This is a genomic window from Roseivivax jejudonensis (assembly GCF_900172265.1).
In the GTDB taxonomy this organism is placed as follows: domain Bacteria; phylum Pseudomonadota; class Alphaproteobacteria; order Rhodobacterales; family Rhodobacteraceae; genus Roseivivax; species Roseivivax jejudonensis.
In genome coordinates this window covers 39,093-57,579 of sequence record NZ_FWFK01000005.1, presented here as the reverse complement: position 1 = coordinate 57,579, position 18,487 = coordinate 39,093, and the positions used below count along the sequence as shown (strand labels likewise).

Genomic DNA, 18,487 nt, shown 5'->3' with positions numbered 1-18,487 from the left:
TGGGTGCATGGAAAGCGTCGTCGCTCGGACTTATGTAAGTCTTGCCCGCCGGCAAGTCTACCGGGGCGCCGAGGCGAAGGAGGCCGTTCCGCATGTGGCTATTCGTAGCGTTTCTCACCGTTCCGCTGCTCGAGATCGCGTTGTTCATCCAGATCGGTGGTGTAATCGGTCTGTGGCCGACACTCGGGATCGTGATCCTGACGGCGGCGCTCGGCACGTGGCTCGTGCGGTCTCAGGGCGCGATGGCGATGAACGATATCCGCCGCTCCTTCAACGACCTGTCAGACCCGACGGAGCCGATCGCCCACGGTGCGATGATCCTGATCGCCGGGGCACTTCTTCTGACGCCAGGCTTCTTTACCGACGCGGTGGGCTTCGCGCTCCTGATGCCGCCGGTGCGGAAGGCGGTCATGCAGCGCGCGTCCAAGCACGTGAAGATGCGGCGCTTCGAGATGGGCACCGGGCCGCGGCCCGGGCCGGGTCCCGGACGCCGGCCACAGGGCCCGCACGAGCGGCGTCGGCACGGCGACCCTGACGTGATCGATGGCGATTACACGGACGTGTCACCGGCCGAAGGGTCTCAGGCATCGCAGCGTAGCAAGGATGAAGCGCCCCACGGCAAGCGGCCGACCCATCCGGGATCGGGCTGGACCAAGCACTGAAATCCGGGGTTGGGCGCGGGGATGGGCCCGCGCCGACACGCCTCGCGGCGGAAATATGCCCCCCACTCAGGAGGATTGAGCCGGGGGTCACCGCTTGGTAAGGCTCGCGCTGACTGTATTCAGGGAGCCTCAGATGAGCGACACCAGCACCAACCCGCCCGAGAACGGCGCCGCCGGCGCGCAGCAGCAAGCGCCGCAGGTCAAGATGAACGTCCTCGCGCAGTACATTCGCGACATGTCCTTCGAGAACATTCTCGCGCAGAAGGGCAGCACCGGCAACGCGCAGCCCGACGTGCAGGTTCAGGTCAATCTCGACGCGAAGAAGCGGCAGACCGAAAACCAGTACGAAGTGGTGATGAAGCTCAAGGTCGACAGCAAGGCCAAGGAGTCGCAGGATCAGCTGTTCCTGATGGAGATCGACTACGCCGGGATCTTCCAGATCGAGAACGTGCCGGAAAACCAGCTGCACCCGTTCCTTCTGATCGAATGCCCGCGGATGCTGTTTCCGTTCGTGCGCCGGATCGTCGCCGACGTATCGCGCGACGGTGGCTTCCCGCCGCTGAACCTCGAGACCATCGATTTCGTGCAGCTCTATCGCGCGGAGCTTCAGCGCCGCCAGAAGGCGCAGGCCGCCCAGGGCACGGAAACGCAGGGCCAGGCCTGAACCGTCAGGCCCGCCGCCACAGCGCGTTTTCCCCGAGACCCTCGACAAAGGCGGCGTGAGCCGCCTTTTCGCTGTCCGACAGACGGGATGGCAGCGGGGTCGGGCGCGGACGCGGGCGCCAGTCGTCGGCCGGCCCGGCCGACAGGCCCGCTCCGCCCTGCGCCAGCCCGAAATCGGGCTGCTTGCCGCCGATCAGCTCGAGGTACACTTCGGCCAGGATCTCGCTGTCGAGCAGCGCGCCGTGCAGGGTGCGCGATGAATTGTCGATTCCGAAGCGACGGCAGAGCGCATCGAGCGACGCCGGCGAGCCCGGAAATTTCGACCGCGCGATGGCCAGCGTGTCGACGGCCCGTTCCCACGGCAGCAGGGGCTTCTTCACCCACCTGAGTTCCGCGTTCAGAAACTTCATGTCGAACGCGGCATTATGGATGACAAGCTTGGCGTCACCGACGAAGGCGATGAAGGCCTCCGCGATGTCGGCGAACACGGGCTTGTCGCGCAGGAAGTCATCGCCGAGGCCATGAACCTCGAACGCCTCCTGCGGCATCGCGCGCTCCGGATTGATGTACTGATGATATGTCTTGCCCGTGGCGACGTGGTTCCACAACTCGACCGCGCCGATCTCCACGATGCGGTCGCCCTGCTCCGGATCGAAGCCCGTTGTCTCGGTGTCGAGGACGATTTCACGCATTGTCAGAGCCTGCTTCGGATGTCGTTGAGCACAGAGTGCACGTCGCGCGCGGCACTCTCAAGCGTGGTCGTATCGATGACGTACTCGGCTCGCGCGACCTTGTCATCGATCGGCATCTGCTTGGCGAGGATCACCTCGAACTGATCGCGTGTCATGGTGCCGCGCGCAAGGACGCGGTCGGCCTGGGTTTCACGTGAAACCCGCACGCAGGCGACGGCGTCCATCTCGGCCTCCGCGCCCGTCTCGAACAAAAGCGGGATGTCGAAGACAGCGATATCGGCGGATGTCTGTCGGGCAAAGTCCGCGCGGTCGGCCTGGACGAGCGGGTGCACGATCGCCTCGATCCGTCCGAGCGCGGCTGGATCGGCATTGATCGCGGCCCGGAGCGCGGCGCGATCCACCGCGCCGTCGACGACGGCGGCGGGGAAGGCCGAGGCAAGCGGCGCAACTGCCGCGCCGCCGGGGCCGTACAGGCGGTGCACCGTGGCATCGGCATCCCAGACGGCACAGCCCTCGCGCGCGAACATCTCGGCCGTGGTCGACTTGCCCATGCCGATGGATCCCGTGAGACCGAGCCGGAACGTCATCGCAGAACGGCGGCGCGCGTGGCCTCGTCGACCTCTGGCCGATGGCCGAACCAGCGTTCGAAGCCCGGCACTGCCTGGTGAAGCAGCATGCCGAGCCCGTCGACGGCCGTCGCGCCCTGTTCGGCGGCAATTCGCAGCAAACGGGTTTCGAGCGGCGCATAGACGAGATCGTTGACGACCGTCCCGGGGCGCAGACCGTCGAGCGGCACGCGAAGCTCGGGCTTGCCGACCATGCCGAGCGACGTCGTGTTCACCACGAGAGTCGCGTCATCGATGGCGTTTCCGGCCTGCACCCAATCGATGACGCGGATGCGGTGGCCAAACGCGTCGCGCAGGCGATCGGCCCGAAGGCGGGTGCGATTGGTCAGCACGATTTCCGGAACGCCGGTTTCGAGCAGAGCGGCGATCACCGCGCGTGCAGCGCCGCCGGCGCCGAGCACTAGAGCAGGGCCCGCCTCGGGCCGCCACTCCGGCGCGCCCTGGCGCAGGTTCGACAGGAACCCGTAGCCGTCGGTGTTGTCGGCGTGGATGCGCCCGTCCTTGCGGAAGATCAGCGTGTTGACGGCGCCGATCAGCGTTGCGCGGTCGGTGACGAGATCGGCCAGTTCGAGCGTCGCCTCCTTGTGCGGGATCGTCACGTTGGCGCCGACGAAACCCATCTCGGGGAGGGTGCGGATCACGCGTTCGAGCGCGTCGGGCGCGACATCGAGCGGCACGTAATGCCCCGGAATGCCGTGCTTGCGCAGCCAATAGCCGTGCAGCCGCGGCGAACGCGAATGCGCGATCGGGTGGCCGATCACCGCGGCGAGCGGAATCCGGGCAGGGGTATCGCGGGTCATGACGGCAGATCGCCCCGCAGCGTGAGGTAGCTGACGAGTTCGAGAAGCGGCAGACCCAGTATCGTGAAGTGGTCGCCCTCTATCCGCGAGAACAGGCGCACGCCCTCCTCCTCAAGCTTGTAGGCGCCGACAGAGCTGGCGACGTCGGGCCAGTTGCGGTCGAGATAGGCATCGAGGAAAGCGTCGGAAAAGTCGCGCATCACGAGTCGCGCGACGCCGACATGCCGCCAGACCGGTTCCGCGTTCTCGTAGAGGACCGCGGCCGAGAGAAGCTGGTGGCGGGTGCCACGCAGCAGGCGCAGCTGATCGGCCGCCTCGGCGCGGGTTTCGGGCTTGGCCATCACGCCATCGGGGCCGGCGAGGATCTGGTCACAGCCAAGCACGAGCGCCCCGGGGTGACGCGCCGCGAGCTTGCGTGCCTTCATCTCTGCCAGTGCATCGGCGAGGTCGCGCGGGCCGGCGCCCTCGGCCTCCAGACCGGCGCGGGCCGCTGATTCGTCGATTCGCGCGGGCTCGGATCGGTGCGGAATTCCGGCACGGCGCAACATGTCGGACCGGATCTGAGACGCGGATGCGAGGACCAGCTCGAAAGACATCTGGGGACAATTCCGGGCACAAGTGCAGGCGAGATCTGCGCGCGGTTCTGCGGAAATCCTGCCGTCAATGCAAGCGACGTGGACAACCCGCTGATCCGTCCCGGTCGGTCCCGATCTTCTCCGCCCGGGGGAAGGACAAGTCTGCGCCTGTTGAGAACCGGCGGTCAGCCGGCCCGCAGCGGTTTTGTCCCACGCCCGGTTTGCTCAGCGCTATTTCGTATCCTGTTGATCAGAATATTCTTTTTTCGGTCGTATACCAATGTGCGCGGACTCGTCCCGTGACTTGTCCACATACCGGCCAGGATGTGCACAACGGCATGGAGGATCGCGTAATCCACAGAAATCCGGCTCCCTACTTTCCAAATCAACTCTTTCTTAAAGATATGATTGAGTAGGGAGACCGGACCGGGGCGCCTCATAGGCCGGCACGGATTGACTCCGACGCGGTGGCTGTCTATCTCCCCACTCACTCCTCGTCCGAGGAGAAACATCCCGACGACACATGACCGATCCGCACGGCGCGCCCGTGCCAGCAAAGACGTGCCGCGACCTGCCACGGGCTGCGTGCATCGGAGACGCAGATGAACCTCGAGAAACTGAACCTGTCCGACCTCAAGGCGCAGAGCCCCAAGGCGCTCCTGGCGCTGGCCGAGGAGCTCGAGATCGAGAACGCCTCGACCATGCGCAAGGGCGAGATGATGTTCCAGATCCTGCGCGAGCGTGCGGACGAAGGCTGGGACATCTACGGTGACGGCGTGCTCGAGGTGCTGCAGGACGGCTTCGGCTTCCTGCGCTCGCCGGAAGCGAACTACCTACCGGGCCCGGACGACATCTACGTGTCGCCCGACATGATCCGGAAGTTCTCGCTGCGGACGGGGGATTCCGTCGAGGGGCAGATCAAGGCGCCCGACGACAACGAGCGGTACTTCGCGCTCATCGATGTCGGTCAGATCAACTTCGAGGATCCGGAGAAGGCGCGGCACAAGATCGCCTTCGACAACCTCACGCCGCTCTATCCCGACGAGCGGCTCAAGATGGAGATCGAGGATCCGACGATCAAGGATCGCTCCGCCCGGATCATCGACCTGGTGGCGCCGATCGGGAAAGGCCAGCGGTCGTTGATCGTGGCGCCGCCGCGAACGGGCAAGACCGTGCTCCTGCAGAACATCGCGAGCTCGATCGAGCGCAACCACCCCGAATGCTACCTGATCGTGCTGCTGATCGACGAGCGGCCCGAAGAGGTGACCGACATGCAGCGCTCGGTGAAGGGCGAGGTCATCTCGTCGACCTTCGACGAGCCGGCGACGCGGCACGTCGCGGTCAGCGAAATGGTGATCGAGAAGGCGAAGCGTCTCGTCGAGCATAAGCGAGATGTTGTTATTCTTCTGGATTCGATCACAAGACTTGGTCGTGCGTTCAACACGGTGGTACCATCGTCGGGCAAAGTTCTGACCGGTGGTGTCGACGCGAACGCACTGCAACGTCCGAAGCGCTTCTTCGGCGCGGCCCGGAACATCGAAGAGGGCGGATCGCTCACCATCATCTCGACCGCGCTGATCGATACCGGTAGCCGGATGGACGAAGTGATCTTCGAAGAGTTCAAGGGCACCGGCAACTCCGAGATCGTGCTGGACCGCAAGGTTGCCGACAAGCGCGTGTTCCCGGCGATGGACATCCTGAAGTCGGGCACCCGGAAGGAAGAACTGCTGGTCGACAAGGCAGATCTTCAGAAGACCTTCGTCTTGCGCCGGATCCTGAACCCGATGGGCACGACCGATGCGATCGAGTTCCTGTTGTCCAAGCTCAAGCAGACCAAGACAAACTCGGAATTCTTCGACTCGATGAACACCTGACGAGGTGATGCCATGGACACGATCTTTGCCCTGGCCACCGCGCCGGGGAAGGCGGGCGTGGCCGTGGTACGGGTGTCGGGGCCAAAGGCCGGGGCGGCGGGCATCCGCCTTGCCGGGACGTTGCCCGAGCCGCGCCGCGCAAGCATCCGGCGCCTGACGGACGCCGCAGGTGCCTTTCTCGACGAAGCGCTGGTGCTGGTGTTCGAGCCGGGGCGCAGTTTTACCGGCGAAGCGGTTGTCGAATTTCATCTGCACGGTTCGATGGCGATCATCCAGGCGGTCCTGGCGGCATTGTCTGGTCTTCCCGGGCTTCGTCCGGCCGAGCCGGGGGAGTTCACGCGAAGGGCGATGGACAATGGACGCCTCGACCTGTCGCAGGTCGAAGCGCTCGCCGATCTGATCGATGCCGAAACCGAGGCCCAGCGTCAGCAGGCGCTTCGGATCTTTGCCGGCGCGTTGGGCGAGCGCGTCGCGATTTGGCGGGTGAAGCTGGTCCGCGCGGCCTCTCTTCTCGAAGCAGTGATCGACTTCGCGGACGAGGACATCCCGACCGACGTGTCGGGCGAAGTCATGGACCTGCTCGAGGACGTTCGGCATTCCGTTCGCACGGAACTCGCCGGTTTCGACGGGGCGGAGAGGGTGCGTACCGGGTTCGAAGTGGCGATTGTCGGTGCGCCGAATGTCGGCAAGTCGACGTTGTTGAATGCCCTCGCGGGACGCGACGCGGCGATCACGTCGGACATTGCCGGAACAACGCGCGACGTGATCGAGGTGCGGATGGATCTCGGCGGCCTGGCCGTAACGCTCCTGGATACAGCCGGGTTGCGCGAGACCGGCGATGCGGTGGAGGCGATCGGCGTGGCCCGCGCAAAGGAACGCGCCGAGGCAGCGGACCTGCGGATATTTCTGAGCGAAGCCACGGATGATCCTTCGAGCTTTGGCGGGGTTCGCGCGCAAGCAGGAGACCTGTCGTATCGGACGAAGTCGGACCTCGGTAGCGGAGAGGGAATCTCCGCTCTGACCGGGGCCGGGCTGGATCGCGTGATTGATGACGTTCGGCGGGCGCTTGAAGGGCGTGCGGCATCTGCCGGGCTGGTGACTCGGGAGCGGCATCGGCTCGCCATGACGGCCGGAGCCGATCGGCTTGAGGCGGCTGTGGACGTGGTGGCGCAGGGGCCGGAAATGTATGATATCGCGGCGGAAGAGGTGAGGACGGCGATTCGTCGTCTGGATGCGCTCGTGGGAAAGGTGGATGTCGAGACCGTTCTCGACGAGATCTTTGCGAGCTTCTGCCTTGGGAAATGATCGATCGACGGAGTGTTTCACGTGAAACATCAGGGCTACGACGTGGTGGTCATCGGGGGCGGTCACGCTGGTGCGGACGCCGCGCACGCGGCTGCCCGGACGGGTGCGAAGACTGCGCTTGTTACGATGCGCGAGTCGGATATTGGCGTGATGTCGTGCAATCCGGCGATCGGGGGACTCGGGAAAGGTCACCTCGTTCGCGAAATCGATGCACTCGATGGTGTGATGGGACGCGTCGCGGATCGCGCGGGCATCCAATTTCGCTTGCTCAATCGTCGGAAGGGCCCAGCGGTTCAGGGCCCCAGGGCTCAGGCGGATCGTGCGTTGTACCGGACGCATATGCTGGCAGAGATAAAATCCCAACCAAACCTCGACATCGTCCTCGGAGAGGTCGTCGATCTCGAGATGCAGTCCGCCCGCGTCACCGGTGTCAGTCTTGCGGATGGTAGCGTCGTTGCGGCCAAGGCGGTCGTACTGACGACGGGCACCTTCCTGCGCGGCGTCATTCATATCGGCGATGAGCGTCGATCTGGCGGCCGAATGGGCGACCGCGCGTCAGAGCGTCTGGCGAGCCGGATCGACGATCTTGGACTGCCGCTCGGTCGCTTGAAAACCGGAACGCCGCCGCGTCTGGACGGACGGACGATCGACTGGACGCGCTTGGAATCCCAGCCGGGCGACGACGATCCAGTCCTGTTCTCTTTTCTGTCCGACTCGCCTAGGGCGCGACAAGTGGCGTGCGGTATCACGCACACGAACGCGCGCACGCACGAGATCATCACGGAAAACCTGCATCGGTCCGCGATGTATGGCGGGCACATCAATGGCGTCGGACCACGGTATTGCCCGTCGATCGAAGACAAGGTCGTGCGCTTTGCGGAAAAGGAATCGCACCAGATCTTCCTCGAACCCGAGGGATTGGATACGCACATCATCTATCCGAACGGCATATCGACCTCGCTTCCTGTGGATGTCCAAGCGGAGTACGTTCGAACGATTGTCGGGCTCGAGGCAGTCGAGATCGAGCAGCCCGGGTACGCGATCGAATACGATTACGTCGACCCCCGGGCGTTGGATCTCCGCCTCGCGGTCGGTGCCTGCGATGGGCTGTTTTTGGCCGGACAGATCAATGGCACGACCGGCTACGAGGAGGCGGCGGCGCAAGGGCTCGTCGCGGGGCTCAACGCCGCTGCGTCCGCCATGGGGCGGGATCCGGTCACGTTCAGCCGCGCGGACAGCTACATCGGCGTCATGGTCGATGATCTGACGACGCGGGGGGTATCAGAACCTTATCGCATGTTCACGTCCCGCGCCGAATTTCGTTTGTCGCTCCGCGCGGACAATGCGGATCAGAGGTTGACGCCGAAAGGGATCGAGGTCGGGTGCGTCGGCGCGGAGCGTCGCGAAACGTTCGGTCGGAAGATGGAGTCGCTCAATGCGGCGCGCGACGTTCTGGAGGCGCTCAGCCTCACGCCCAAGGATCTCAAGGCGCTCGGCATCGAGGTGAACGCGGACGGAACGCGCCGCACCGGATCTCAGGTCCTGGCATTCGCGGATGTGGATGTCGCCCAGCTCGAACCCGCAGCACCGGCACTTCAGAATCTCGCCCCGCGGATTCGGCAACAGCTCAAATATGATGCGATCTACGCAAATTACATCGAGCGGCAGCGCGAGGACGTTGCGGTTCTGCGCCGTGAAGAGGCGACGGCAATTCCAACCGGTTTCGACTTCTCGGCGCTCGATGGTCTTTCGAATGAGCTGAAAACCAAGCTCGACGCTGCGCGGCCGAACAATCTTGCCCAGGCCGGACGGATCGACGGCATGACGCCGGCGGCGCTGACCTTGATTCTGTCGCGGCTTCGGCACGACGCGCGGAAGCGCTCTGCATGACCGTTGGCGGGATGGCGGGTGTGCTGCCCGATGTTTCACGTGAAACAACGGAACGGCTGGAGCATTACGCCAACCTTGTCCGCAAGTGGTCGCCGAAGATCAACCTCGTATCGCGGACCACTCTGGCGGACCTCGAAAACCGGCATATTGCGGATTCCGCTCAGATCTTCGCCTGCGCGCCGACGGCACGACGTTGGGCGGATCTCGGATCGGGTGCAGGATTTCCAGGGCTCGTCTGTGCGATCCTGGCGCTGGAGCGAAGCCCGGACACGACGTTCACGCTTGTGGAGTCCGATCTTCGCAAGGCGACATTCCTTCGGACCGTGATCCGCGAAACAGGACTGACCGCGACCGTGGTGTCCGAGCGGGCGGAGTGTACCGAACCGCTTGCGGCAGACGTGGTGAGCGCGCGCGCGCTCGCCGATCTGGCAACCTTGCTGTCTTACGCCGCGCGGCACATGGCATCGGGCGGTACCGCGTTGTTTCCCAAAGGTGCCACCTGGGAAAAAGAGGTCGCAGACGCCCAGGCCGCATGGTCATTTTCGATGACCCGGCATAAAAGTGGGACACACCCCGACGCCGTCATTCTGCAGATTGGAGATGTCGCCCATGTCTGATCCGACCCGCCCCGCCGGTCCCAAAATCGTCGCCATCGCCAACCAAAAGGGCGGCGTGGGCAAAACCACCACGACGATCAATCTCGGCGCGGCTCTCGCGGAGCAGGGAATGAACGTTCTGATCGTGGATCTGGATCCGCAGGGCAATGCGTCCACGGGGCTCGGGATTGAACCGGACGAGCGCGAGTACACGACCTACGAACTTCTGCTCGAGGACATCGCGCTCAATGACGTGATCCAGAATACGCAGATGGAGCGGCTCGCCCTGGTGCCGGCAACTGTCGACCTCAGTTCGGCGGATATCGAGCTTTATTCCAACGAGAAGCGCAGCTTTCTGCTGCGCGATGCGCTGCGCCAGACGGGAATGGACCGGTACGGATACGACTTCATTCTGATCGATTGTCCTCCGTCCCTGAACCTTTTGACCGTCAATGCCATGGTTGCGGCCGATTCCGTGCTCGTTCCGCTCCAGTCGGAGTTCTTTGCGCTCGAAGGCCTGTCGCAGCTGATGCTGACGATTCGAGAGGTTCGGCAATCGGCCAACCCCGCGCTGCGGATCGAAGGCGTCGTGCTGACGATGTACGACGCGCGCAACAACCTCTCCCAGCAGGTTGAGGCCGATGCACGCGCCAACCTGGGGGACCTTGTTTTCGATACGGTCATTCCCCGCAATGTCCGGGTCAGCGAGGCGCCGTCCTATGCCATGCCGGTGCTGGCCTATGACAGCCAGTCCAAGGGGGCGATTGCCTATCGCGCGCTGGCGACGGAATTGCTGAAAAAGAACACACGGCTGGCGGCCTGACGAGGAGACAGAGCAGATGGCAGACAAACGCGAACAGCGTCGCGGCCTCGGCCGTGGACTTTCCGCCCTGATGGCGGATGTCGAACCGACGCAAGAAAACGACTCGCCCGCGACGGACGGCGCCCGCCGGGCCGATCGCCTGATCCCGATCGACATGATCGAACCCAATCCGGATCAGCCGCGGCGCACCTTCACTCAGGATCAGCTCGACGAGCTCGCAGCGTCGATCCGTGCCAAGGGCGTGATTCAGCCGATCATCGTTCGGCCGAAGCCGGATGACGACGACCGGTTCGAGATCGTCGCCGGTGAACGCCGCTGGCGCGCGGCGCAGCTGGCGAACCTGCACGAGATGCCGGCGCTGGTGCGGAGCTTTACCGACACCGAGGTGCTCGAGGTCGCGATCATCGAGAACATCCAGCGCGCGGATCTGAACGCCATCGAAGAGGCGGCGGGCTATCGGCAATTGATGTTCAAGTTCGGCCACACGCAGGAAAAGCTCGCCGAGGCGCTCGGCAAGAGCCGGAGCCATATCGCGAACCTGCTGCGTCTCCTGAACTTGCCCGACGACGTGCAACAGATGGTTGGCGCGGGCGAGCTGTCCGCCGGCCACGCCCGCGCGCTGATCACGGCGCAGGATCCGTCGGCGCTCGCGCGCCAGGTGGCGAAGAAGAAGCTGTCCGTGCGCGAGACCGAGAAGCTCGCCAAGATCGGTGGTGAAGGCAGCCCCCAGCTGCGCAAGAGCCGGCCCGACGGCATGGCGCTGGAGAAGGACGCCGACACCAAGGCGCTCGAGGGCGATCTGTCTGCCGCGCTCGGCATGAAGGTCTCGATCGATCACAAGCCCGGGGCTGAAGCGGGGCGGCTCACGATCAGCTACGATTCGCTGGAGCATCTCGACGCGCTCTGCGGCCTGCTCGGGTCCGGCCGCTGAGCCTCAGGGCAGAAGTTCGGCGATCACCCCGTTCAGGACGAGCCGTCCCTGCGGCGTCGCGGAAAGCCGTGACCCGGTCTGCGTCACGAGACCCAGATCCTGCAGATCGCGGCTGCGCGCGGTCAGGTCGAGCTCCGGCGCGATCGCACGGGCGCGATCCACATCTATGCCATCCAAAACTCGCATCCCCATCATGATGTATTCGCCAACATGATCCTGTGGGGATAAAGGATCATCGACACGATCACCGGTCCCGTCCTCCACGTGTTCGAGCCATGCGCCCGGATTTCGCCAGGCTGCGACGGCGCGACGCGTCCCGTCCAGTGTCAGCCTGCCATGCGCCCCGGGGCCAATCCCGGCGTAGTCGCCGCCCCGCCAATAGACGAGGTTGTGACGCGACTCGCCGCCCGGCACCGCGTGGTTCGACACTTCGTAGGCGGGCCGCCCGGCGGCATCGCAGATCTCCTGCGTGCGCTCGTACATGTCGGCCGAAAGATCCTCGTCCGGCAACCCGGGCAACGTCCCGCGCCGGGCGCGATCCCAGAACGCCGTGCCCTGTTCGAGCGTCAGCTGGTAGAGCGAGAGGTGATCCACCGCCATCGCCAGCGCCTCGTTCAGTTCACGCTCCCAGTCCGGCACGGACTGATCCTGTCGCGCATAGATCAGGTCGAAGCTCACGCGCGGAAAGACCGCGCGCGCGGTATCGTACGCCGCGCGCGCCTCGGCGACCGAGTGCAGCCGGCCGAGCCGGTGCAGATCGCGGTCGTTCAGCGCCTGAAGCCCCATCGACAGGCGGTTCACCCCGGCCTCGGCATAGCCGCGAAACCGCCCGGCCTCGACCGAGCGGGGGTTGGCTTCCAGCGTGATCTCGGCGTCCGGCGCCAGGGTCCAGGCACGGCGGGTCGCGTCGAGGATCCGCGCCACCAGATCCGGCGACATCAGGCTGGGCGTTCCGCCTCCGAAAAAGATCGTGTCCAGCTGGCGCGGGCCGGTGCGCCGCGCAGTGCGTGCGATCTCGGCCTCGAACGCCGCGCCCCAGCGCGCCTCGTCGATCTCGCGCGAGACATGGGAGTTGAAGTCGCAATACGGGCACTTGGCCTCGCAGAAGGGCCAGTGCAGATAGAGCCCGAAGCCCCCGGCGTGCCAGTCTTCAGCCAAAGAGCCCCGCTTCGAGCTTGGCGAAGGCGTCGGCGCGGTGGCTGATCCTGTTCTTGGCCCAGCGGTCCATTTCGCCGAAGGTCACGTCGTGGCCGACGGGCTCGAAGATCGGGTCGTAGCCGTGGCCCTGATCGCCGCGCATCGGCCAGACCACGCGGCCTTCCATCACGCCGGGAAACACCGCATCGGTGCCGTCGGGCCATGCGAGGACCAGCGTGCAGCAGAACCGCGCGGTCCACGGCTCCGGTGCGCCCCGGGCGACCAGTTCGTCGTGCGCGCGACGCATCGCTTTCTCGAAATCGCGGCCGGACGGGGTTTCGGCCCAGTCAGCGGTGTAGACGCCCGGCGCGCCGTCGAGCGCGTCGATCTCGATCCCGGAATCGTCGGCGAGGGCGGGCAGGCCGGTCGCCTGCGCCGCGGCATGCGCCTTGATCCGGGCGTTCTCGACGAAGGTCGTGCCGGTCTCTTCAGGCTCGGGCAGACCGCGGTCGGCGGCGCCGATCACGGCGACGCCGCGCGGCTCGAACAGCGCCGCGATCTCCTCGAGCTTGCCGCGATTGTGCGTCGCGACGAGGAGCGTGTCGCCGCCGATCCCCCGGGTCATGCCAGCGCCGCGGCCTGCGCGTCGACGAGCGCCGCGACCCCGGTTTCGGCGAGGCCGATGAGCTGGTCCATCTCGCCGCGCGAGAAGGTGGCGCCCTCGGCCGACATCTGCACCTCGATCAGCCGCCCGTCGCCACGCAGGATGAAGTTGCCGTCAACTCCGGCCTCGCTGTCCTCGGCATAGTCGAGGTCGAGCACCGGCTGGCCGGCGTAGAGCCCGCAGCTGACGGCCGCGACCGGCGAGACCAGCGGGTCGCTTGTGACGTCGCCGGCCTTCATCAGCGTGTTGACGGCCTGCCGCAGCGCGACCCAGCCGCCCGTGATCGCGGCGCAGCGGGTGCCGCCGTCGGCCTGGATCACGTCGCAATCGACGGTGATCTGTCGCTCGCCCAGCGCCACGCGGTCGACCCCGGCGCGCAGGCTGCGGCCAATCAGGCGCTGGATTTCCACCGTGCGGCCGCCCTGCTTGCCGGCGGTCGCCTCGCGGCGCATCCGGCTGGTCGTCGAACGCGGCAGCATGCCGTATTCCGCGGTGACCCAGCCAAGCCCCGATCCCTTGATGAATGGCGGCACGCGGTCCTCGATCGTGGCGGTGCACAGGACGTGGGTGTCGCCCACGCGAATCATGCACGATCCTTCTGCATGCTTGGTGATGCCGGTCTCGATGGACACCGCGCGCATCTCGTCTAGCTTCCGTCCCGAGGGCCGCATGATCGTCTCCTGGTCTAGCTGTCCCCGCGGGCTTAACGAAGCCGGCGTAGGGTGCCAAGGGCGATTGACGGCGCGGTCCCGCTCGCCTTGAATGCCGCGGCAGAGAGCCCCCCGGATGACCCAGACGCCCGATCTCCTCGACCAGATGAACGACCGCTCGCGCGAGGTGTTTCGCCGCGTGGTTGAAGGCTATCTCGAAAGCGGGGAGCCGATCGGATCGCGCACGCTGACCCGAACCCTGTCCGAGAAGGTGTCGGCGGCGACGATCCGCAACGTGATGCAGGATCTTGAGTATCTCGGCCTGCTCGACAGCCCGCATGTCAGCGCCGGCCGGATCCCGACACAGCTCGGCCTGCGGCTTTTCGTCGACGGGCTGCTGGAGGTGCGCGATCTGGGCGACGACGACCGCCACCGGCTGGATGCGACGCTGGGGTCGAACACCGACGACGTGGCGGGCTTTCTCGACCGGGTGGGTGCGGCGCTCTCGGGCGTCACGCAGGGCGCGTCGCTGGTCCTGTCGCCCAAGCACGAGGCGCCGGTGCGCCACATCGAATTCGTCAGCCTCGCGGCGGACCGGGCGCTCGTGGTGCTGGTCTTCTCCGACGGCCATGTCGAGAACCGGGTATTCACGCCGCCGCCGGGTCAGACGCCGTCATCGATGCGCGAGGCGGCGAACTTTCTCAACGCCCTGATCGAGGGCAAGACGCTGTCCGAGATCCGCGGCGAGATGGGCGAGGCGATCGCCATGCGCCGCCGCGAGATCGACACGCTCGCGCGCGAGCTCGTGGAGCAGGGGCTTGCGGCCTGGACCGAGGAGGGCGGGCAGGCGCCCGAGCGGCTGATCGTGCGCGGACGCGCGAATCTGCTGTCCGAGGAAGGTCAGGCGGAGGAGCTCGAACGCATCCGCGAGCTGTTCGACGACCTCGAACGCAAGCGCGACATCGCGGAATTCCTCGATCTGACGCGAGAGGGCGACGGCGTGCGCATTTTCATAGGGTCAGAGAACAAACTTTTCTCGCTTTCCGGTTCCTCTCTGGTCGTGTCTCCATATATGAACGCGGACCGGAAAATCATCGGCGCGGTGGGGGTCATCGGGCCCACCCGTCTCAACTACGGACGCATCGTGCCGATCGTCGACTACACCGCACAGCTGGTCGGGAAACTGATCTCCGACCGCAGCTAAAGGAAGACCATGGCAGATCCGAAGGCAGATCAGACGAACGACGATTTCCTCGACGACGTCGAGGCGGCCGAGGCCGAGGCCCGCGCCGTCGAGACCGAGGAGCCCGACGCCGACGCGCTCGAGGCCGACGAGGTGGAAACGCTGCGCGCCGAGCGCGACGAACTGCGGGACCGGTTCATGCGCGCGCTCGCCGACGCCGAGAATGCCCGCAAGCGCGCCGACCGCGAACGCCGCGACGCCGAATCCTATGGCGGCACACGGCTCGCCCGCGACCTGCTCCCCGTCTACGACAACCTCGGCCGCGCGCTGGCCGCGGCGGGCGAGACGGAGGGCGAGGGCAACGCCGCGCTGATCGAGGGGGTCGAGCTCACGCTCAAGGAGCTCACCAACGTGTTCCACAAGCACGGTATCACCGAGATCGCCCCGGCGGTCGGCGACCGGTTCGATCCCAAGATGCACGAGGCGATGTTCGAGGCGCCGGTCCCGGGCACCCGCGCGGGCGACATCATCCAGGTGTCGGCCGTGGGCTTCATGCTGCACGACCGGCTGCTGCGCCCGGCGCAGGTCGGGGTGAGCTCCACCCCGGCGGGGTGAGTGGATCCCGAAATGCGTGGGGGCTCTGCCCCCACACCCCCGGGGTTTAAGGGCAAGATGAAGAGCGGGGCGGCCGCGCGGCCGTGTTTCACGTGGATCGCGGGATCACTTGGCGGCGAGCGCCTTGAGGTCGTAGAGCGCCTGCAGCGCGTCGCGCGGGGTCATTTCGTCCGGCGCGATTTCGGCGAGGCGCGATTCGATCGGTGAGGGACCGCTCGGCTGCGGCGCCGCCTCGGCCACGGCCGCGAAGAGCGGCAGGTCGTCGATCAACGCCTTTGGCGTCGGTCGGTCGCGCTCGCCCTGTTCCAGCGCCTCGAGCACGGATTTCGCGCGGGCGACGACCGCCGGCGGCAGCCCGGCGAGCTGGGCCACCTGGACGCCGTAGGAGCGATCGGCGGCGCCGGGGCGCACCTCGTGCAGGAAGATGACCTCGCCTTCCCATTCCTTGACCGCCACGGTCGCGTTGCGCACGCCCGGCAGCGTCGCGGCCAGCGTCGTGAGCTCGTGGTAATGCGTGGCGAAGAGACCGCGCACGCGGTTCACTTCGTGCAGGTGTTCGAGTGTCGCCCAGGCGATCGAGAGACCGTCATAGGTTGCGGTGCCGCGGCCGATCTCGTCGAGGATGACGAGGGCGCGGTCGTCGGCCTGGTTCAGGATCGCCGCGGTTTCGACCATCTCGACCATGAAGGTGGACCGGCCGCGCGCGAGGTCGTCCGAGGCGCCGACGCGGCTGAAGATCTGGCTGACGATGCCCAGATGCGCCGACCGGGCGGGCACGTAGGCGCCCATCTGCGCGAGGATGGCGATCAGCGCGTTCTGGCGCAGATAGGTCGACTTGCCGGCCATGTTGGGCCCGGTCAGCAATTCGAGTGCGGCGCCGTCGCCGTCCGGGGCGAGCGTGCAGTCGTTGGCGATGAAGGGTGCGCCGCCCTGCGCGCGCAGGGCGCGTTCGACCACCGGGTGGCGCCCGCCCTCGACCGCGAAGACGCGGCTTTCGTCGACGCGCGGGCAGGTCCAGTCCTCGGCGCGGGCGAGATCCGCCAGCGCGGTGGCCAGGTCGAACTCGGCCAGCGCCGCGGCGAGCGTGCCGAGCGGACCGGCGGCGTCGAGCACGGCGGCGGCGAGCGCGGCGAAGATCCGCTTCTCGATCTCGAGGGCCTGGCTGCCGGCGTTGAGGATGCGGGTCTCGAGCTCCGACAGGGCGAGCGTGGTGAAGCGGACCTGGTTCGCTGTCGTCTGGCGGTGGATGAAGGTCTCGGACAGCGGCGGGGACATCATCCGCTCGGCGTGGGTGGCGGTCGTCTCGATGAAATAGCCGAGCACGTTGTTGTGCTTGATCTTCAGAGAGCCGATGCCGGTATTCTCGATGTATTCCCGCTGCATCCGCGCGATGACGCCGCGGCCCTCGTCGCGCAGCTCCCGCGCGGCATCGAGATCGGCGTCGTATCCCGACGCGACGAAGCCGCCGTCGCGGGCGAGGAGCGGCGGCTCGGCCACGAGCGCCGCGTCGAGTGTGCCGAGCAGGTCGTCGTGGCCGGCGAGCGCCGCGCGTTCCGCGGCGAGGTGCGCGGGAAGGTCCACGCCACCCAGCCGGGAGGACAGCGCCTCGGCCTGGATCAGCGCGCCGCGCAGTGCGGCGAGATCGCGCGGGCCCGCGCGGTCGAGCGACAGCCGTGACAGCGCGCGTTCGACATCCGGCACGGCGCGCAGCGCGTCGCGCAGTGCGGCGGCGGTGTCGGCGTGGTCGAGCGCCCAGGTCACGGCGTCCTGGCGTGCGCGGATCGTCGCGAGATCGCACGATGGCGCGGTGAGGCGTCGTTCGAGCAGCCGCGCGCCGCCGGCGGTCACCGTGCGGTCGATCGTAGCGAGGAGCGCGCCGGCGCGGCCGCCGGCCATGCCGTGGGTCAGTTCGAGGTTGCGCCGGGTGGCGGCGTCGATCTGCATGAGGCGGCTGACCGCGTCGCGCCGCGGCGGGGCAAGGCGGGGCAGCTTCCCCTTCTGGGTGATGTCGAGATAGTCGACGATCGCGCCCATGGCCGAGAGCTCGGGGCGCGAGAAATCGCCGTAGGGCACGAGGCTGGCCACGCCGTAGAGAGCGGTCAGCCGGGTTTCGGCGCCTGCGCTGTCGAAGGACGCGCGGCCGAGCGGCGTCGCCTGCAGCCCGAGATCGTCGAGCACCGGGCGCAGCGTGGCCTCTGCCGCATCGGTCGCGAGCACCTCGGACGGCGCGAGGCGGGCCAGTTCGGCGCCGATGCGCGCCTGCGCCAGGGGCATGACGTGAAAGGCGCCGGTCGAGATGTCGGTCCAGGCCAGCGCCCAGTCGCCGCGCAGTTCGGCCAGCGCGACGAGGTAGTTGTGACGTCGCGCCTCGAGCAGGGTTTCCTCGGTCAGGGTGCCGGGCGTGACGAGGCGCACCACGTCACGGCGCACCACGGATTTCGCGCCGCGCTTCTTGGCCTCGGCGGGGCTTTCCATCTGTTCGCAGACGGCGACCCGGAAGCCCTTGCGGATCAGCGTCAGGAGGTAGCCCTCGGCCGCGTGGACCGGGACGCCGCACATCGGGATGTCGTCGCCCGCGTGCTTTCCGCGTTTCGTCAGCGCGATGTCGAGCGCCTCGGCCGCGGCGGCCGCGTCGTCGAAGAACAGCTCGTAGAAGTCGCCCATCCGGTAGAACAGGAGCGCGTCGGGATACTGCGCCTTGATCTCCAGATACTGCGCCATCATCGGCGTTGCCGCGGTCATGGGTGCCTCCGCCTCTGTCGGTGGCAGACAGTAGAAGTTGCGCGCGGGCGGTGAAAGCC

At 66.7% G+C, this 18,487-nt stretch carries 18 protein-coding genes; 10 read left to right on the top strand and 8 right to left on the bottom strand.

All coding sequences use genetic code 11. From position 1 onward, the window contains the following. Positions 1-92: 92 nt before the first annotated feature. Together ROJ8625_RS13880 and secB are read left to right on the top strand one after the other, a co-directional pair. Entirely contained in the window at positions 93-662 is a 570-nt protein-coding gene (locus tag ROJ8625_RS13880; protein ID WP_085792511.1) for an FxsA family protein, read from the top strand. Between the two features lie 133 nt (positions 663-795). Then, complete coding sequence (gene secB / locus ROJ8625_RS13875; RefSeq protein WP_085792510.1) at positions 796-1,326, top strand: protein-export chaperone SecB; 531 nt, start codon at positions 796-798, stop codon at positions 1,324-1,326. A 4-nt stretch (positions 1,327-1,330) separates the two neighbouring features. On the opposite strand, the gene dnaQ is transcribed toward secB, so the two are convergent. The 4 genes from dnaQ to ROJ8625_RS13855 are packed head-to-tail and all read right to left on the bottom strand — an operon-like array spanning position 1,331 to position 4,039. Then, positions 1,331-2,017 (bottom strand): DNA polymerase III subunit epsilon, encoded by a 687-nt coding sequence (dnaQ, locus tag ROJ8625_RS13870; protein WP_085792509.1) that lies wholly within the window; start codon positions 2,015-2,017, stop codon positions 1,331-1,333. Between the two features lie 2 nt (positions 2,018-2,019). Continuing rightward, positions 2,020-2,604 (bottom strand): dephospho-CoA kinase, encoded by a 585-nt coding sequence (gene coaE, locus ROJ8625_RS13865; protein ID WP_085792508.1) that lies wholly within the window; start codon positions 2,602-2,604, stop codon positions 2,020-2,022. Next, complete coding sequence (locus tag ROJ8625_RS13860; protein WP_085792507.1) at positions 2,601-3,443, bottom strand: shikimate dehydrogenase; 843 nt, start codon at positions 3,441-3,443, stop codon at positions 2,601-2,603. The genes coaE and ROJ8625_RS13860 overlap by 4 nt, the downstream gene beginning before the upstream one ends. After that, positions 3,440-4,039 (bottom strand): Maf family protein, encoded by a 600-nt coding sequence (locus tag ROJ8625_RS13855; protein WP_085792506.1) that lies wholly within the window; start codon positions 4,037-4,039, stop codon positions 3,440-3,442. The genes ROJ8625_RS13860 and ROJ8625_RS13855 overlap by 4 nt, the downstream gene beginning before the upstream one ends. A gap of 581 nt (positions 4,040-4,620) precedes the next feature. Between ROJ8625_RS13855 and rho the strand changes: the two genes are divergently transcribed. From rho to ROJ8625_RS13825, 6 genes are read left to right on the top strand one after another with little or no spacing between them, the layout of a single operon-like run. Further along, positions 4,621-5,892, top strand: a complete 1,272-nt coding sequence (gene rho / locus ROJ8625_RS13850; protein ID WP_085792505.1) for a transcription termination factor Rho — start codon at positions 4,621-4,623, stop codon at positions 5,890-5,892. Between the two features lie 12 nt (positions 5,893-5,904). Next, positions 5,905-7,197 (top strand): tRNA uridine-5-carboxymethylaminomethyl(34) synthesis GTPase MnmE, encoded by a 1,293-nt coding sequence (gene mnmE / locus ROJ8625_RS13845; RefSeq protein WP_085792504.1) that lies wholly within the window; start codon positions 5,905-5,907, stop codon positions 7,195-7,197. Between the two features lie 21 nt (positions 7,198-7,218). Beyond that, positions 7,219-9,087 (top strand): tRNA uridine-5-carboxymethylaminomethyl(34) synthesis enzyme MnmG, encoded by a 1,869-nt coding sequence (gene mnmG, locus ROJ8625_RS13840; RefSeq protein ID WP_085792806.1) that lies wholly within the window; start codon positions 7,219-7,221, stop codon positions 9,085-9,087. Beyond that, positions 9,084-9,704 carry a 16S rRNA (guanine(527)-N(7))-methyltransferase RsmG gene (gene rsmG, locus ROJ8625_RS13835; RefSeq protein ID WP_234984270.1) on the top strand — a complete coding sequence of 207 codons (621 nt, stop codon included), beginning with the start codon at positions 9,084-9,086 and terminating at the stop codon, positions 9,702-9,704. The genes mnmG and rsmG overlap by 4 nt, the downstream gene beginning before the upstream one ends. After that, positions 9,697-10,506 carry a ParA family protein gene (locus ROJ8625_RS13830; protein ID WP_085792805.1) on the top strand — a complete coding sequence of 270 codons (810 nt, stop codon included), beginning with the start codon at positions 9,697-9,699 and terminating at the stop codon, positions 10,504-10,506. The genes rsmG and ROJ8625_RS13830 overlap by 8 nt, the downstream gene beginning before the upstream one ends. Before the next feature lie 16 nt (positions 10,507-10,522). Then, positions 10,523-11,437 carry a ParB/RepB/Spo0J family partition protein gene (locus ROJ8625_RS13825; RefSeq protein WP_085792502.1) on the top strand — a complete coding sequence of 305 codons (915 nt, stop codon included), beginning with the start codon at positions 10,523-10,525 and terminating at the stop codon, positions 11,435-11,437. Between the two features lie 3 nt (positions 11,438-11,440). On the opposite strand, the gene hemW is transcribed toward ROJ8625_RS13825, so the two are convergent. From hemW to rph, 3 genes are read right to left on the bottom strand one after another with little or no spacing between them, the layout of a single operon-like run. Continuing rightward, complete coding sequence (gene hemW, locus ROJ8625_RS13820) at positions 11,441-12,595, bottom strand: radical SAM family heme chaperone HemW (RefSeq protein ID WP_085792501.1); 1,155 nt, start codon at positions 12,593-12,595, stop codon at positions 11,441-11,443. Continuing rightward, positions 12,588-13,199, bottom strand: coding sequence for an RdgB/HAM1 family non-canonical purine NTP pyrophosphatase (gene rdgB / locus ROJ8625_RS13815; protein ID WP_085792500.1), 612 nt, complete (start codon positions 13,197-13,199; stop codon positions 12,588-12,590). Before rdgB ends, hemW begins: the two co-directional genes overlap by 8 nt. Beyond that, positions 13,196-13,909 carry a ribonuclease PH gene (gene rph / locus ROJ8625_RS13810; RefSeq protein WP_085792499.1) on the bottom strand — a complete coding sequence of 238 codons (714 nt, stop codon included), beginning with the start codon at positions 13,907-13,909 and terminating at the stop codon, positions 13,196-13,198. The genes rdgB and rph overlap by 4 nt, the downstream gene beginning before the upstream one ends. Positions 13,910-14,024: 115 nt before the next feature. Here rph and hrcA point away from each other — a divergent pair, with 115 nt between their 5' ends. Both hrcA and ROJ8625_RS13800 read left to right on the top strand, forming a co-directional pair. Further along, positions 14,025-15,092: a heat-inducible transcriptional repressor HrcA gene (gene hrcA, locus ROJ8625_RS13805; protein WP_085792498.1), complete on the top strand. Its 1,068-nt coding sequence runs from the start codon at positions 14,025-14,027 to the stop codon at positions 15,090-15,092. A 9-nt stretch (positions 15,093-15,101) separates the two neighbouring features. Continuing rightward, entirely contained in the window at positions 15,102-15,686 is a 585-nt protein-coding gene (locus ROJ8625_RS13800) for a nucleotide exchange factor GrpE (protein WP_085792497.1), read from the top strand. Positions 15,687-15,791: 105 nt separating this feature from the next. On the opposite strand, the gene mutS is transcribed toward ROJ8625_RS13800, so the two are convergent. Beyond that, positions 15,792-18,428, bottom strand: coding sequence for a DNA mismatch repair protein MutS (gene mutS / locus ROJ8625_RS13795; RefSeq protein ID WP_085792496.1), 2,637 nt, complete (start codon positions 18,426-18,428; stop codon positions 15,792-15,794). Between the last annotated feature and the right edge of the window lie 59 nt (positions 18,429-18,487).